This is a genomic window from Brucella sp. NBRC 12950 (assembly GCF_030268145.1).
In the GTDB taxonomy this organism is placed as follows: domain Bacteria; phylum Pseudomonadota; class Alphaproteobacteria; order Rhizobiales; family Rhizobiaceae; genus Brucella.
On sequence record NZ_BSQC01000001.1, the window covers coordinates 15,576 to 29,848 of the forward strand.

A 14,273-nucleotide genomic window follows, 5' to 3' on the forward strand; every position below is an offset into this window, starting at 1 on the left:
TGGGTGCTGGACAAAATAGTCATATTAATAAGAAGGAGCCGTCGATTGACACATCTGTGTTTTTGAACGGTCGGGAAGAATGCTCCGCAAGAGTTTTGCGGAAAATGGGAGGTTCAATGTTACGTCTTGTACAGTTCCGCGACATGCGCGGAGAAACGCGTGTGGCTGCTTGTGATGATGAAGGCGCTGCACATGTCGTCAATGGCGTGACTACGACTTACGAACTGGCATGGTCTGCAATTTCCGCAGGCATCAGTCTCGCTGAACAGGTAGAGCAGAATGGCAAAGGCGAGGCTGTCGATATTCATGCAGCACTTGCAGGTGGTCAGGTCGGCCTGCCGATTACCCATGAAGATCCAGCACATCTGATTGTTGCAGGCACGGGTCTCACACATCTTGGTTCTGCGGATGGTCGTGACAAGATGCACAAGGCTGCACAGGCTGCTGAAAAGCCGACCGACTCCATGCGTATGTTCCTGATGGGTGTTGAAGGTGGCAAGCCAAAGCCCGGTCAAACCGGCGTGCAGCCGGAATGGTTCTACAAGGGCGATGGTTCGGCGCTGGTTGGAACGGGCGGTGAGCTGGTCTCGCCATCTTTTGCCGAAGATGGTGGTGAAGAACCGGAACTCGCAGGCATCTATCTGATCGGCCCGGACGGTACGCCGTTCCGCCTCGGCTTCTGCCTTGCCAATGAATTTTCCGATCATGTGACTGAAAAGCAGAATTATCTCTGGCTCGCGCATTCCAAGCTGCGTCAGGCGTCGCTGGGGCCAGAGCTTTATGTGGGTGATCTGCCTGATCATGTTGAAGGCGTTTCGCGGATTCGCCGTGGCGATCAGGTGATCTTTGAAAAGCCGTTCCTTTCGGGCGAAGCGAACATGTCGCACACAATTGCCAATCTGGAACATCATCATTTCAAGTATGAACTGTTCCGTCGCCCGGGCGACATTCATGTGCATTTCTTCGGCACCGCAACACTGTCTTTCTCGGAAGGTGTTAAGACGGAAAATGGTGACCAGTTCGAAATTTCGGCAAAGCCTTTCCGTTATCCGCTGGTCAACAGACTGGCACAGGCGAAAGCCGCTGACATTGCCGTGAAGGCACTCTGAAATGTTGGCCGCATCCAATATCAATCTGGCAATTGTTGGTCTCGGCAAGATTGCCCGCGATCAGCATCTGCCTTCCATCGAAGCCATTGATGGCATTGAGCTCAAAGCCATTGCCAGCCGCAATGCTGGTCTTGATGGTTTGCCATCCTTTCACGATATCGACCAGCTGCTGGGGAGTGATGTCGCCATTGATGCAGTGTCGCTTTGCACGCCGCCGCAGGGCCGATTTCAGCAAGCCTATGCAGCACTTAAGGCGCGCAAGCATGTGATGCTGGAGAAGCCTCCGGGTGCGACGATTTCGGAAGTGCAGGCGCTGACGCGTTTTGCCGAAAAGCAGGGCGTTACGCTTTATGCGACCTGGCATTCACGCGAAGCCGCAGCCGTTGAACCTGCCCGCGAATTTCTGAAAGGCGCTGTTATCACATCTGTTGCGGTATCGTGGAAAGAGGATGTGCGTCATTGGCATCCCGGCCAGCAATGGATCTGGGAGCCGGGTGGTCTTGGTGTATTCGATCCGGGCATCAATGCGCTGTCGATTGTCACGCATATTTTGCCGGAACGGTTTTTCCTGACGAAGTCCGATCTCTATTTCCCTGAAAATCGTGCGGCACCGATTGCAGCTGATCTCGCGTTTGAGACGGAAAGCGGTGTTCCGGTTTCCTTTGAACTCGACTGGCGCCAGACGGGTCCGCAGACATGGGATATTCGTGTCGAGACCGATAAAGGCACGCTGCTGTTGAGCCATGGCGGTAGTCGGTTGACCATCGCAGGCACGGAGAAAATGGCCGAGCCTGATCGTGAATATCAGCGTCTTTACCAGAATTTTGTGAAGCTGGTTGGCGAAGGGCAGAGCGACGTTGACCTGGCACCTCTGACCCATGTTGCCGATGCCTTCCTTCTGGGACAGCGGCATGTGGTTGAAGCTTTTGAAGATTAGGAAATGGGACCGCCCGGCGGTCTCTTACCCACGCAGGACAGTGAAATGAATAAGCCCGTTACTCCTCAGACGCCAAAGTTCCGTTCACGCGCATGGTTCGATAATCCGGACAATGTGGATATGACCGCGCTCTATCTTGAGCGCTACATGAATTACGGTCTCAGTCAGGAAGAGCTGCAATCCGGTCGACCGATCATCGGCATTGCGCAGACGGGCTCTGACCTTTCACCGTGCAACCGTCATCATCTGGAACTGGCCAATCGCGTGCGTGAAGGTGTGCGTGAAGCGGGCGGTATCGTGATCGAATTTCCGGTTCATCCGATCCAGGAAACCGGCAAACGTCCGACTGCGGGCCTTGATCGCAACCTCGCATATCTCGGCCTTGTCGAAGTGCTTTATGGCTATCCGCTCGATGGCGTTGTGCTGACGATTGGTTGTGACAAGACCACGCCTGCCTGCCTGATGGCTGCTGCAACCGTCAATATTCCAGCGATTGCGCTCTCGGTTGGTCCGATGCTCAATGGCTGGTTCCGTGGCGAACGCACGGGTTCGGGCACCATCGTCTGGAAGGCGCGCGAGTTGCTCGCCAAAGGCGAGATCGACTATGCGGGCTTTATCAAGCTGGTTGCTTCGTCGGCACCCTCGACCGGCTATTGCAACACGATGGGCACGGCAACGACGATGAATTCGCTTGCCGAAGCGCTCGGTATGCAGTTGCCGGGCTCGGCGGCAATTCCGGCGCCTTATCGTGATCGTCAGGAAGTCTCGTATCTGACTGGTCGTCGTATTGTTGAGATGGTCTATGAAGATCTGAAGCCAACAGACATCATGACCAAGGAAGCCTTCATCAATGCAATTCGCGTGAATTCGGCAATTGGTGGTTCGACCAATGCACCGATCCATTTGAATGCGCTGGCGCGTCACGTTGGCGTCGATCTGACGATTGACGACTGGCAGAAATATGGTGAGGAAATTCCGCTTCTGGTCAATCTTCAGCCAGCGGGTGAGTATCTCGGCGAAGATTATTACCATGCGGGCGGTGTGCCAGCAGTCGTCAATCAGCTGATGGGGCAGGGCCTCATTCATGAGAATGCGCTGACTGTTAACGGCAAGACCATCGGTGAAAACTGCAAGAATGCCACGATTGAAGACAGCAATGTCATCAAGGCTTATGATGATCCATTGAAGAAACATGCTGGTTTCCGCGTGTTGCGCGGTAATCTGTTCTCGTCGGCGATCATGAAATTGAGCGTTATTTCGGAAGAATTCCGCAATCGCTATCTGACGGATGAGAAAGACCCGAATGCCTTTGAAGGCAAGGCAATCGTGTTCGACGGCCCTGAAGATTATCATCACCGCATCGACGACCCGTCGCTGGAAATCGATGAGCATACCGTGCTGTTCATGCGTGGGGCAGGGCCAATCGGCTATCCGGGTGCCGCAGAAGTCGTGAACATGCGCGCGCCAGACTATCTCTTGAAGAAGGGCATAAGCTCGCTGCCATGCATTGGCGACGGTCGCCAGTCGGGCACATCTGGTTCGCCTTCTATCCTGAACGCCTCACCAGAAGCGGCTGCTGGTGGCGGTCTGGCGCTGCTCAGAATGGGTGATCGTGTGCGTATCGATCTTGGTCGCGGCACTGCCGATATTCTGATTTCTGATGAAGAACTGGCAGAACGCCGCAAGGCTCTCGAAGCTGCTGGTGGTTATAAATATCCTGAAAGCCAGACGCCGTGGCAGGAAATCCAGCGCGCGGTTGTTGGCCAGATGGAAACGGGTGCGGTTCTCGAAAACGCAGTCAAATATCAGGACATTGCGCATACGCGTGGCCTGCCGCGAGATAACCACTAAATGTCCGGCGCAAAAACACCATTTGCGGCAGTGGCGGATTGGGGGACGACCCGGTTCCGCCTCTGGACGCTGGATTTTGATGGCAATGTGCTCAAGGAAAGCCGTGGCGACGACGGGTTGATCTCAGCAAAAGAAACGGGTTTTGAGACGCTGCTCGAACGGCATCTTGCCTCCGTGGATGCGCCGGATGATCTGCCGGCGGTGATCTGTGGTATGGCCGGTTCGCGGACCGGCTGGATCGAAGCACCCTATATGAATTTGCCTGCCGGGCTTGAAGGAGTGGTCGCTGCTGCGGTGCGCGTGCCTGCAAAGCGCCATGTCATAATGCTGCCGGGTGTTGCGCGACGCAACGAGGATGCGCCCGACGTAATGCGCGGCGAAGAAACCAAGCTGCTTGGTCTGGTGCATCGCGGCACGCGTGATGCCGTGGTGGTGATGCCCGGCACGCATGCGAAGTGGGTGCATATCGCAGACGGCAAGCTCAACGATTACCGCTCTTTCATGACGGGCGAATTGTTCGCACTCCTGAAAGACAAGTCGGTTCTGGCCGGTGCGCTTGAAGGAGCTGGGCCGGTTGACCCAAAGAGTGCAACCTTTGCTGCCGGTGTCAAAGCCTCGCTTGAGACACCTGAGCTTATCGCCAATGCGCTCTTTACGGTGCGCGCTGGCTGGCTGGTGCATGACTATAAGCCGACAGATCAGCTTGCACGTCTGTCGGGTCTGTTGGTCGGGCTGGAAGTTGCCGGTGGCCGCACATTGTTTGGAAAACCAAGCGAGGTTCTGCTGCTTTCCGACGGCATGATGGGTGCGCTTTATGCTTCTGCACTTGAGATTGCCGGTGTGAAAGTGAACCGCATCGAGGCCGATGAGCTGGTGCGCGATGGGCTGTTTATGGCGGCAAAACACGCATTTGCGGGAGGCGCGCGATGAGCGAACGTATCGTATGGCCGAAGCTTCGCTATCCGCTGGTGGCTATCCTGCGCGGCATTCGACCAGAAGAAACGGAAGGCGTTGTCACCGCTCTGATCGAGGTGGGTTTCGAGGCGATTGAAATCCCGCTCAATTCGCCGGAGCCGTTTGTATCCATTGAAAAGGCTGCCAAGCTTGCGCCCGCCAATGTGCTGATCGGTGCTGGCACAGTGCTTTCGGTCGAAAATGTGGATCGGCTCAATGATGTTGGTGGTCGACTTCTGGTCAGCCCCAATGTCGAGCCTGATGTCATTCGCCGCGCGAGCAGACATGGCATGGTGACGATGCCGGGCGTGTTTACGCCGACCGAGGCTTTCAGTGCCATTCATGCTGGCGCATCGGCGCTCAAGTTTTTCCCGGCAAGTGTGCTGGGTGCTGACGGTATCAAGGCCATTTGCGCGGTCTTGCCGAAGGATATTCCGGTAGGTGCCGTGGGTGGTGTCTCGGAAAGTGATTTTGCGACTTATCGGGCAGTGGGAGTGAGCTGTTTCGGACTTGGTTCCAGTCTTTACAAGGCTGGTTTGACGGTCGCTGACGTGCGTGAACGCGCGCAGCGTGCGGTTGAGGCATGGGACAAGATCGCGGGCTAGAGCATGTCTCCCAAAAGTGGGAACCGGTTTTGGGACAAAGACATGCGTAAAAACGAAAGCTTAAAGCATCTTGTTTTTTGGAGGAATTCCGCAGGGCCTAACGGCGGGGGCGGAAATTTTGGGAGAACGGCAGGCTTATAGAGCCTGTCCCAATTTGGGAGTGAGACAATGGCAGGCATAAAATCATTAACACTGGCAGTGGCGATGGCCGCCTTTGCCTTTACCGGCTTTGCACAGGCAGAGGACAAAGGTCTTGTGGGTGTAGCAATGCCAACCAAGTCGTCGGCGCGCTGGATTGCAGACGGCGACAACATGTTAAAGGTGCTCAAAGAGCGCGGTTATCAGACCGATCTTCAGTATGCTGAAGACGATGTTCCAAACCAGCTGGCCCAGATCGAAAACATGGTCACCAAGGGCGCCAAGGTTCTTGTTGTGGCATCAATCGACGGCACAACGCTTTCCGATGTGCTGGCCAAGGCCAATGAAGCAGGCATCAAGGTCATCGCTTATGACCGCCTGATCCGCGATACGCCGAATGTGTCGTATTATGCGACCTTCGATAACTTCCAGGTCGGCGTGCTTCAGGCGCAGTCCATTGAGACTGCTCTTGATCTCAAGAACAAGGAAGGCCCGTTCAATATCGAGCTTTTCGGTGGTTCGCCTGACGATAACAATGCCTACTTCTTCTACAACGGCGCAATGTCGGTTCTCCAGCCATATATCGACAGCGGTAAGCTCGTTGTTGCCAGCGGCCAGACCGGCATGGACAAGGTAGCAACGCTGCGCTGGGATGGTGCGACCGCTCAGGCCCGTATGGATTCGATCCTTTCGGCTTTCTATTCCGACAAGAAGCTCAATGCAGTGCTGTCGCCTTATGATGGTATTTCCATCGGTATCCTGTCCTCACTCAAGGGTGTAGGCTATGGCAGCGGCGATATGCCAATGCCGATCGTATCCGGTCAGGATGCGGAAGTGCCTTCGGTCAAGTCGATCCTTGCTGGCGAGCAGAACTCGACCATCTTCAAGGATACGCGCGAACTCGCCAAGGTTACTGTCGATATGGTTGACGCGCTGATGAGCGGCAAGGAACCAGAAGTGAACGACACCAAGACCTATGACAATGGCGTCAAGGTTGTGCCGTCTTATCTGCTCAAGCCGGTTATTGTCGACAAGTCGAACTGGAAGCAGGTTCTGGTCGATAGCGGTTATTACAAAGAAGATCAGATCCAGTAAATTTGTGCCCGGACGCGTGCTGAAAAGCGCGTCCGGAATGCCTGCTCATTGCCACCATCCCCGCCGCCCAGTTTTCGAACTGGGTTAGGCTAACAGATTGACAGCGTTGTCTTTTTGAGGGCTGAGGATTCGCAGAATGATGGCATGGCAGGCTACAGCTTAACTCCTTCGACTTGAGTAAGTGAAGGTAAAATTATGCTGTAAATACAGATATTTAGAGCGAGATTTGTGTGCCCCAGAGGGCGCGTGGCGCTCTAGTAATGGGAGCGAGCGATGAACGTAGCCAATCCTGTCGCGCTTGAGCAGAACAGCGGTCAGCCGGATATTGCCGGTAAACCCCTGCTTGAGATGCGCGGCATCAGCAAATCCTTCGGTGTCGTGAAGGCGTTGAGCGATGTCAATTTTACCGTGATGCCGGGAGAAATTCACGCATTTGTCGGCGAAAATGGCGCGGGCAAATCAACGCTGATGAAAGTGCTGTCGGGTGTTTATCCCTCTGGCAGCTATGAAGGTTCGATCTTTTTCGACGGAGAAGAGCGACACTTCCGTGATATCAATGATTCCGAAGCGCTCGGCATTGTCATCATCCATCAGGAGCTGGCGTTGGTGCCGCTCATGACGATTGCCGAGAATATTTTTCTCGTCAATCCGCCTGCAAGCTATGGTGTTATTGACCGCAGCGAGGTGCATAGCCGCACAAAGGCGCTTTTGAAGAAGGTTGGCCTGACGGAATCGCCGGATACGCTGGTGACGGATATTGGCGTCGGCAAACAGCAGCTCGTCGAAATCGCCAAGGCGCTTTCCAAGCGTGTGAAGCTACTGATCCTTGATGAGCCGACGGCAAGCCTCAACGAAACCGATAGTGCGGCCTTGTTGGCATTGCTGCGCGAGTTTCGCGCGCAGGGCATCACTTCGATCCTGATTTCGCACAAGCTGAATGAAATTCGTGAAGTAGCCGGCAAGATCACGGTGCTGCGCGATGGTCGCGCTGTAGCAACACTTGATTGCAATGCTGGCGAGGTCGAGGAAGACGACATCATCCGCAAGATGGTCGATCGTGATCTGGAAAGCCGTTACCCAAAGCGCGATCCGAACATTGGCGATGTGATTTTCGAGGTCGACAACTGGTCCGTTTATCATCCGCTTCATCCGGAGCGCCACTCCGTCAAGAACGTTTCGTTTAAGGTGCGAGCCGGTGAGATCGTCGGTATTGCCGGCCTGATGGGCGCTGGTCGTACCGAGTTTGCCATGAGCCTCTTCGGGCGTTCATGGGGTACGAATATTTCCGGTGAAGCTCGTATGAACGGCACTCCGGTTGATATTTCCACGGTCGCCCGCGCCATCAAATCGGGGCTCGCCTATGTGACTGAGGACCGCAAAAAGCTGGGCCTTGTTCTTGGCGAGAATATCTCGCGCAACATATCGCTTGCACATTTGCGCGGTGTCAGCCCCAAGGGCGTGATCGACAGTATTCGCGAAATGAAGGTCGCGAACAGCTATCGCGACCAGATGAGCATCCGCTGCCACAACGTTTATCAGGAAACGGGCACGCTTTCAGGCGGCAACCAGCAGAAGGTGGTGCTGTCGAAATGGCTGTTCACTGGGCCGGATGTGCTGATCCTCGATGAACCGACGCGCGGCATCGACGTAGGCGCGAAATACGACATTTACACAATCATCAATTCACTGGCTGACAGCGGCAAGGGCGTGGTCGTCATTTCATCCGAAATGCCGGAACTGATTGGTATCTGCGACCGCATTGTCGTCATGCATGAGGGAGCTTTCGTCGGCGAAGTGGCTGGCGAAGGAGCGACGCAGGAGAACATCATGCGCGCCATCATGCGGAACAAGGGAAAACAATAATGAGCGAGAACGTAATTCAGAGCGGCCCGAAAGCGCCGAGCGGTGTGGGGCGTTATCTCAAAAACAATCTGCGTGAATCGGGAATGTTGCTCTCGCTCATCGCGATCATGATCTTTTTCCAGATCGTGACCGGCGGCGTGCTGATGAAGCCGCTGAACCTTACCAATCTCGTATTGCAGAACAGCTATATCGTCATTATGGCGCTCGGAATGCTGCTGGTTATCGTGACCGGGCACATCGATCTTTCGGTCGGATCGGTCTGCGGTTTCATCGGCGCACTGGCAGCTGTCATGATGGTGCGGTGGGGAATTCCATTTCCGATCGCAGCTATTCTGTGCTTGCTGGTAGGAGGTATTATCGGCGCGATGCAGGGCTTCTGGGTCGCTTATTTCAACATTCCATCCTTCATCGTGACGCTCGCGGGGATGCTGGTTTTCAAGGGTCTGATGCTTGCCGTTCTTGGTGGGCAGTCGGTCGGGCCATTCCCGCAGGTTTTCCAGAAGCTTTCGTCCGGCTTTATTCCGGAGTTTATTGGCACAACATCAGGCGGTATCTATCTCACATCGCTGATCCTCGGCGTGGTCATTGCGGGCTTCATCGTCTGGCAGAATACAAGATCGCGCGCGCGCCATATCGCGCACGAGGTGGAGACAGAACCGTTCGGCCTGTTCGTGGCCAAGAATATTCTATTCTTTGCAGGTATTGCTTATCTCGCGCTGCTGATTTCGTCGCATCGCGGTATGCCTAACGTCCTGATTATCATGGCTGTTTTGATCGCTGCTTATGCGTTCCTAACCAACCGAACAGTGATCGGTCGTCAGATTTATGCGGTGGGTGGCAATCGCCATGCTGCCAAGCTTTCTGGTGTTAAAACCGAGCGGCTGACCTTCCTCGTCTTCGTGAATATGGGCGTGCTGGCAGCGCTTGCGGGTCTGGTTTTCGCGGCTCGTCTCAACACGGCGACACCAAAGGCTGGCCTTGGTTTTGAGCTTGACGTGATTGCCGCCTGCTTCATCGGTGGTGCATCGGCATACGGTGGTGTGGGGCGTGTTACGGGTGCGGTGATTGGCGCGCTCATCATGGGCGTGATGAATAATGGCATGTCGATCTTGGGTATTGGTATCGATTATCAGCAGGTCATTAAGGGTATAGTTTTGCTGGGTGCTGTCTGCATCGACGTCTATAATCAGCGCCGCTAAACGGGCTTTGGCCATGAAATGGCCATATTCCTGACACGGGTTTGACACGATTTAACGTGTTTCAGAGGCCGTTTTTGCGGAAAAAAGCTCACTATCGGCGCGTTATCGCGCTGGTGCTTCGCCTTTTGGGAGAGGGAGGCAGAAGCCATTCGGGCCGGAACATTGTTCCGGCCCGATTTGTATTTTTTAGATCGCCGTACGGCGCGCGTGGTCGAGATAAATCTCGCGCAGCTTGAGAGCGACCGGACCGGGCTTGCCGCCACCGATAGGCTTGTCGTCGATAAACGAAATCGGCGTTACAAAAGTACCCGCGCTGGTCATGAAAGCTTCTTTCGCAGCATAGGCTTCATCAATCGTGAAAAGACGCTCTTCAAGCTTCATGCCGGTTTCAGCAATGAGCTGCAACAGCGACAAACGTGTGCAGCCGGGCAGGACCGCATTGCTGTTCGGGCGGGTAACGATCACATCATCCTGCGTGACGATATAGCCGGTCGAAGATGCGCCTTCGGTGACATAGCCGTCCTCTAACATCCAGGCTTCATCGCAACCGGAACCCTTGGCGATTTCCTTGGCGAGAGCCTGTGGCAGAAGGCAGACGGTTTTGATGTCGCGACGTTTCCAGCGCAGATCATCCAGCGAAAGCACGCGGATGCCTGTTGCGACTTCCGGCCGGACCACAAGGGCTTTAACTTGGGTGAACAGAACCACTGATGGCTTCAAACCTTTAGCGACAAAATCACGGTCGCGACCGTCGCCGCGCGTAACTTGCAAATAGACCAGTCCTTCGGTGAGATTGTTGCGGCGGATCAGTTCGCGCTCGATCTCGACAATCTCATCTTCGCTCATTGGCATAGGAATGCCGATTTCACCTGTCGAACGACGCAGACGCTTCATATGCGGGTCGCTATCGACCAGCTTGCCGTCAAGGACTGCGGTTACTTCGTAAATTCCGTCACCAAAGAGAAAACCACGATCAAAGATCGAGATTTTTGCATCGCGCGCGGCGACATATTCGCCATTCACATAAACGATGCGGTCTTCAAGTTCTGCTGAAACGGCCATGTTGGAACGGTCCTGAAAATAGCGCATCCCGAAAAGTGTGAAGCGATTTTCGGAATAGATGCGCGCAAACGCTAAAAAGAAAAGGCTGCGAAGAACATCGCAGCCTTTTCTTAAGATACCATCTCATTAGAAGGAACAATAATTTTCAGGCAGCCTGTTTTGCCGCTGTAATTGCTTCGCTGCGGATTTCTTCGGTCAGCTTCAGGCGCAGCTCCGAGAATTCCGGGCTGGCTTTGACCTGATAGGAACGCGGATGCTCAATATTGACCGGCGTGATCGATTTGATCTTGCCGGGGCGGGCTGTCATCGTAACCACGCGGGTCGCCATAAAGATCGACTCTTCAATATCGTGGGTGACGAAGATCACGGTTTTCTGCTCACGTTCCCAGATGCCGAGCAGGAGTTCCTGCATTAGCCCACGCGTCTGGTTGTCGAGCGCGCCAAAAGGTTCGTCGAGCAGCAGAATCTTTGGGTCATTGGCAAGTGCACGCGCGATTGCCGTGCGCTGCTGCATACCGCCCGAAAGCTGCTTCGGCCAGTGGTTTTCAAATCCGCGCAGACCAACTTTATCGATATAGCTATCGATGATTTCGCGAGCCTGCTTTTCCGGCATACCTTTTTCGCGCAGACCGAAACCGACATTCTGCCGAACGGTTAGCCATGGAAACAGCGTATAAGACTGGAACACCATGCCGCGATCAGCACCCGGTCCTTTGACCGGCTGACCTTCGAGTGTCACCGTACCAGTGGTCGGCTTGTCGAGACCAGCAATGATGCGCAGAAGCGTGGACTTGCCACAACCTGATGGACCAAGAATGGTGACGAAATCATTCTTCGGAATGATGAGATCAGTTGATTGCAGAGCGAGTGTTGGTTTGCCGCCGTGAACACCCGGAAAGGTACGGCTCACGCCTTTAACGACGAGTTCCTGTTCGGTTGTCGTAACCATTACGCAAACCTCCACGCAAAGAGCCAGCGGTTGATGTATTTGAACGCCAGATCAGAAATCAGGCCGATAACGCCGATTACAATGATGCCGAAAATGATCTGTCCGGTCGCCATAAGCGCCTGCGAATTGATGATCATATAGCCGATGCCCGACGATGCGCCGATCAGCTCAGCGACGATCACATAAGTCCATGCCCAGCCCAGCACGAGGCGCAGCGTTTCGGCAATATCGGGAGCGCTTGACGGCACAAGCACACGGCGAATAACGCCGCGATCCTTGGCGCCGAGTGTATAGGCTGCTTCAACCAGATCGCGGCGCGTGTTGGAAACAATGACAGCGATCATCAGAATGAGCTGGAAGACTGCGCCGATGAAGATGACGAGCAGCTTCTGCGTTTCGCCAATGCCCGACCACAGAATGAGAAGCGGTACGAAAGCCGAGGCAGGCAAATAGCGTGCGAAGGAGACGAACGGTTCGAGCAGCGCTTCAATGGGTTTATATGCACCCATCGCAATGCCAAGCGGAATGGCAACGATGCTGGCCATGATGAAGCCGCCCAGCACGCGCCAGACAGTCATGCCGATATCCGAAAGGAAACCCTGATTGGCGATGAGATCATATCCATCCTTCACCATCGTGATCGGATCGGCGAGGAAGGTGGGCGAAACAAAGCCTCCGAGCGTTGCAACGCCCCAGAAAGCAAAGAAAAGCACGAAGAACAGAATTCCCAGAAGAATTCGGGCTCCGTTTCCAATCGGTTGCATAGGCTGCATAGATATATCCGTTTAGTCAGGCACTACGTGAGGCTGAAATGAAACAGACCCGGAGCGAACTCCGAGCCTGCTTTTTCGATGTGATTACTTGATGAAGCTTGTATCGACAATATCGTCGAGGTTCGGCTTGTTCTTGATCACACCAGCGTCCAGCAGGAGCTTGGTGGCTTCTTCCGAAAATTCCTTGAACTCGCCTTCAAAGAACTTCTGGTTGGCGGCTTTGTCCTGCCAGCGCAGATAGGCGGCGGACTTACCAAATTCTTCGCCCGACTGCTTCACATCCTTGCCCATGATTTCGTAGGACTTGGCCTGATCGGCTGCAATCATTTCAAGCGCTTCGAAATAGCTGGTGGCGAGTGCCTTGGCAGCTTCTGGGTTCTTTTCAAGGAAATCCGGGGTGCAGCCAACGGTGTCCATGACAGCCGGATATTCGAGTGTTGTGGCGAGAATTTTGCCTTTGTCCGGTGCTGCACGTACCGTCGACAGATATGGTTCGTAGGTCAGGGCAGCGTCGTTCTGGCCTGCAACGAAAGCCTGTGCTGCTGGTCCCGGTTCCATGTTAACGATCTTCACGTCCTTGGTGGTCATGCCGTTCTTGGCCAGCATGAAGGCAAGGAAGAAGTATGGCGAAGTGCCGGGAGCGGAAGCGGCAATGGTCTTGCCCTTCAGGTCGGCAAAGGAATTGACATCGGCGCGCACGGCGATGCCGTCAGCGCCATAGGATTTGTCCATCTGGAAAATCTGCTTGGACTTCACGCCAGCCGCGTTCCAGATAATCCATGTTTCAACGGTGGTTGCCGCGCACTGGATATCGCCCGATGCGAGCGCCAGGTGGCGGCTTGCCTGCGGAATTTTATTGAGCGTGACGTCGAGGCCGTTCTTTTTGAAGATACCTGCTTCTTTCGCAAGCGTCAGCGGACCAAAGCCGGTCCAGCCGGAAAAGCCGATTGCGACTTTTGTTTCTGCCTGTGCGCTCGAAGCGAAGGTGAGCGCTGCGAGGGCTGCGCCTGCCAACCAAGATTTTCTCATATGTGAACCCCTTTTTTGTTTTAAGCATATACATATTCTGGCAGACAAATTAGCAGGGCGGAAATTTCTGTCCAGAGAGGCGTATAAAGAATCCTTTGGCCGCCAAACTGTTCAAATTTCCCGTAGATTGTTGATTATACTTCGATAATCGCAATCCGATAGACGATCCCCTTACCAATAAGTTCTAGAGAAAACTGAGCCTCTCCCGACATGACCAAGCAATCATGCAGGCTCAGATGCGCGATTCTGCTGTCTGTTTTTAGATCGAAATTGCCTTCTGCACAGAAAATAAGCATGGCGCCGCGATTGGATGCAACAATTCTCGAATCATCAATGGCGATGCGTTCGACGTGATGCGTGAAGCGCCCGCGTCGCGTCATGACGTTGAGATCGGTGATTGTTCCGTCGATGAGGCGGGCACCAGAGCTGGCATCGGCGGCAAACGCAAAGGGTGCTGTCTCGCGGGTGAGGGTGGTTTCCACACCTTCAACATCGAGAACAATACCGTTGCCTTCCAGCACCGACAATGTGCGATCAATGCCAGTGAAAACCGAGAAGGGGCCGTCATTGGCAACGGTTGCTGTGGAAATGCGCCAGTCGAAATTATCGACTGACGCATTTTCAGGGTGGATCGCAATTTCAACCGTGACACCGCCGCCGTTTTTCCACGGCATGTGCTTGTGGTCGGTGCTGCGTAAGATGTGCATGG

Annotated in this window: 13 protein-coding genes; 8 read left to right on the top strand and 5 right to left on the bottom strand. The window is 54.4% G+C overall.

Translation table 11 applies throughout. The annotated features are described in order from the left end of the window. The first annotated feature begins 116 nt into the window (after positions 1–116). The 8 genes from araD1 to mmsB all read left to right on the top strand — a co-directional run bounded on the left by araD1 (position 117) and on the right by mmsB (position 9,751). Complete coding sequence (araD1, locus tag QSJ70_RS00075) at positions 117–1,109, top strand: AraD1 family protein (protein ID WP_285534409.1); 993 nt, start codon at positions 117–119, stop codon at positions 1,107–1,109. A 1-nt stretch (position 1,110) separates the two neighbouring features. Beyond that, positions 1,111–2,046, top strand: coding sequence for a Gfo/Idh/MocA family protein (locus QSJ70_RS00080; RefSeq protein ID WP_285534410.1), 936 nt, complete (start codon positions 1,111–1,113; stop codon positions 2,044–2,046). A 45-nt stretch (positions 2,047–2,091) separates the two neighbouring features. Then, positions 2,092–3,897 carry an IlvD/Edd family dehydratase gene (locus QSJ70_RS00085; protein ID WP_285534411.1) on the top strand — a complete coding sequence of 602 codons (1,806 nt, stop codon included), beginning with the start codon at positions 2,092–2,094 and terminating at the stop codon, positions 3,895–3,897. Continuing rightward, entirely contained in the window at positions 3,898–4,827 is a 930-nt protein-coding gene (locus tag QSJ70_RS00090; protein ID WP_285534412.1) for a 2-dehydro-3-deoxygalactonokinase, read from the top strand. Further along, positions 4,824–5,456 (top strand): 2-dehydro-3-deoxy-6-phosphogalactonate aldolase, encoded by a 633-nt coding sequence (locus tag QSJ70_RS00095; RefSeq protein WP_285534413.1) that lies wholly within the window; start codon positions 4,824–4,826, stop codon positions 5,454–5,456. The genes QSJ70_RS00090 and QSJ70_RS00095 overlap by 4 nt, the downstream gene beginning before the upstream one ends. Before the next feature lie 168 nt (positions 5,457–5,624). Then, complete coding sequence (gene chvE / locus QSJ70_RS00100; protein ID WP_285534414.1) at positions 5,625–6,689, top strand: multiple monosaccharide ABC transporter substrate-binding protein; 1,065 nt, start codon at positions 5,625–5,627, stop codon at positions 6,687–6,689. A gap of 273 nt (positions 6,690–6,962) precedes the next feature. Then, on the top strand, positions 6,963–8,552 hold the full coding sequence (gene mmsA / locus QSJ70_RS00105) for a multiple monosaccharide ABC transporter ATP-binding protein (protein WP_285534415.1): 1,590 nt from the start codon (positions 6,963–6,965) through the stop codon (positions 8,550–8,552). Further along, positions 8,552–9,751 (top strand): multiple monosaccharide ABC transporter permease, encoded by a 1,200-nt coding sequence (gene mmsB / locus QSJ70_RS00110; RefSeq protein ID WP_007876249.1) that lies wholly within the window; start codon positions 8,552–8,554, stop codon positions 9,749–9,751. The genes mmsA and mmsB overlap by 1 nt, the downstream gene beginning before the upstream one ends. A gap of 186 nt (positions 9,752–9,937) precedes the next feature. Here mmsB and QSJ70_RS00115 read toward each other — a convergent pair whose 3' ends face one another. The 5 genes from QSJ70_RS00115 to QSJ70_RS00135 form a co-directional block, all read right to left on the bottom strand. Then, complete coding sequence (locus QSJ70_RS00115; protein ID WP_285534416.1) at positions 9,938–10,813, bottom strand: D-amino-acid transaminase; 876 nt, start codon at positions 10,811–10,813, stop codon at positions 9,938–9,940. Between the two features lie 145 nt (positions 10,814–10,958). Next, positions 10,959–11,762, bottom strand: a complete 804-nt coding sequence (locus tag QSJ70_RS00120) for an ABC transporter ATP-binding protein (RefSeq protein WP_007876245.1) — start codon at positions 11,760–11,762, stop codon at positions 10,959–10,961. Continuing rightward, a complete protein-coding gene (locus tag QSJ70_RS00125) occupies positions 11,762–12,535 on the bottom strand; it encodes an ABC transporter permease (RefSeq protein WP_007876244.1) in 774 nt (257 codons plus the stop codon). Before QSJ70_RS00125 ends, QSJ70_RS00120 begins: the two co-directional genes overlap by 1 nt. A gap of 84 nt (positions 12,536–12,619) precedes the next feature. Next, positions 12,620–13,564 (bottom strand): ABC transporter substrate-binding protein, encoded by a 945-nt coding sequence (locus QSJ70_RS00130; RefSeq protein ID WP_112805531.1) that lies wholly within the window; start codon positions 13,562–13,564, stop codon positions 12,620–12,622. 134 nt (positions 13,565–13,698) lie between these two features. After that, positions 13,699–14,271, bottom strand: coding sequence for a HutD/Ves family protein (locus QSJ70_RS00135; protein ID WP_285534418.1), 573 nt, complete (start codon positions 14,269–14,271; stop codon positions 13,699–13,701). Between the last annotated feature and the right edge of the window lie 2 nt (positions 14,272–14,273).

Coding starts and splice junctions, on each gene's coding strand:
- mmsB (WP_007876249.1), top strand. CDS start 8,552: ATGAGCGAGAACGTAATTCAGAGCGGCCCGAAAGCGCCGAGCGGTGTG.
- chvE (WP_285534414.1), top strand. CDS start 5,625: ATGGCAGGCATAAAATCATTAACACTGGCAGTGGCGATGGCCGCCTTT.
- mmsA (WP_285534415.1), top strand. CDS start 6,963: ATGAACGTAGCCAATCCTGTCGCGCTTGAGCAGAACAGCGGTCAGCCG.
- QSJ70_RS00085 (WP_285534411.1), top strand. CDS start 2,092: ATGAATAAGCCCGTTACTCCTCAGACGCCAAAGTTCCGTTCACGCGCA.
- QSJ70_RS00115 (WP_285534416.1), bottom strand. CDS start 10,813: ATGGCCGTTTCAGCAGAACTTGAAGACCGCATCGTTTATGTGAATGGC.
- QSJ70_RS00080 (WP_285534410.1), top strand. CDS start 1,111: ATGTTGGCCGCATCCAATATCAATCTGGCAATTGTTGGTCTCGGCAAG.
- QSJ70_RS00130 (WP_112805531.1), bottom strand. CDS start 13,564: ATGAGAAAATCTTGGTTGGCAGGCGCAGCCCTCGCAGCGCTCACCTTC.
- QSJ70_RS00095 (WP_285534413.1), top strand. CDS start 4,824: ATGAGCGAACGTATCGTATGGCCGAAGCTTCGCTATCCGCTGGTGGCT.
- QSJ70_RS00090 (WP_285534412.1), top strand. CDS start 3,898: ATGTCCGGCGCAAAAACACCATTTGCGGCAGTGGCGGATTGGGGGACG.
- QSJ70_RS00135 (WP_285534418.1), bottom strand. CDS start 14,271: ATGCACATCTTACGCAGCACCGACCACAAGCACATGCCGTGGAAAAAC.
- araD1 (WP_285534409.1), top strand. CDS start 117: ATGTTACGTCTTGTACAGTTCCGCGACATGCGCGGAGAAACGCGTGTG.
- QSJ70_RS00125 (WP_007876244.1), bottom strand. CDS start 12,535: ATGCAGCCTATGCAACCGATTGGAAACGGAGCCCGAATTCTTCTGGGA.
- QSJ70_RS00120 (WP_007876245.1), bottom strand. CDS start 11,762: ATGGTTACGACAACCGAACAGGAACTCGTCGTTAAAGGCGTGAGCCGT.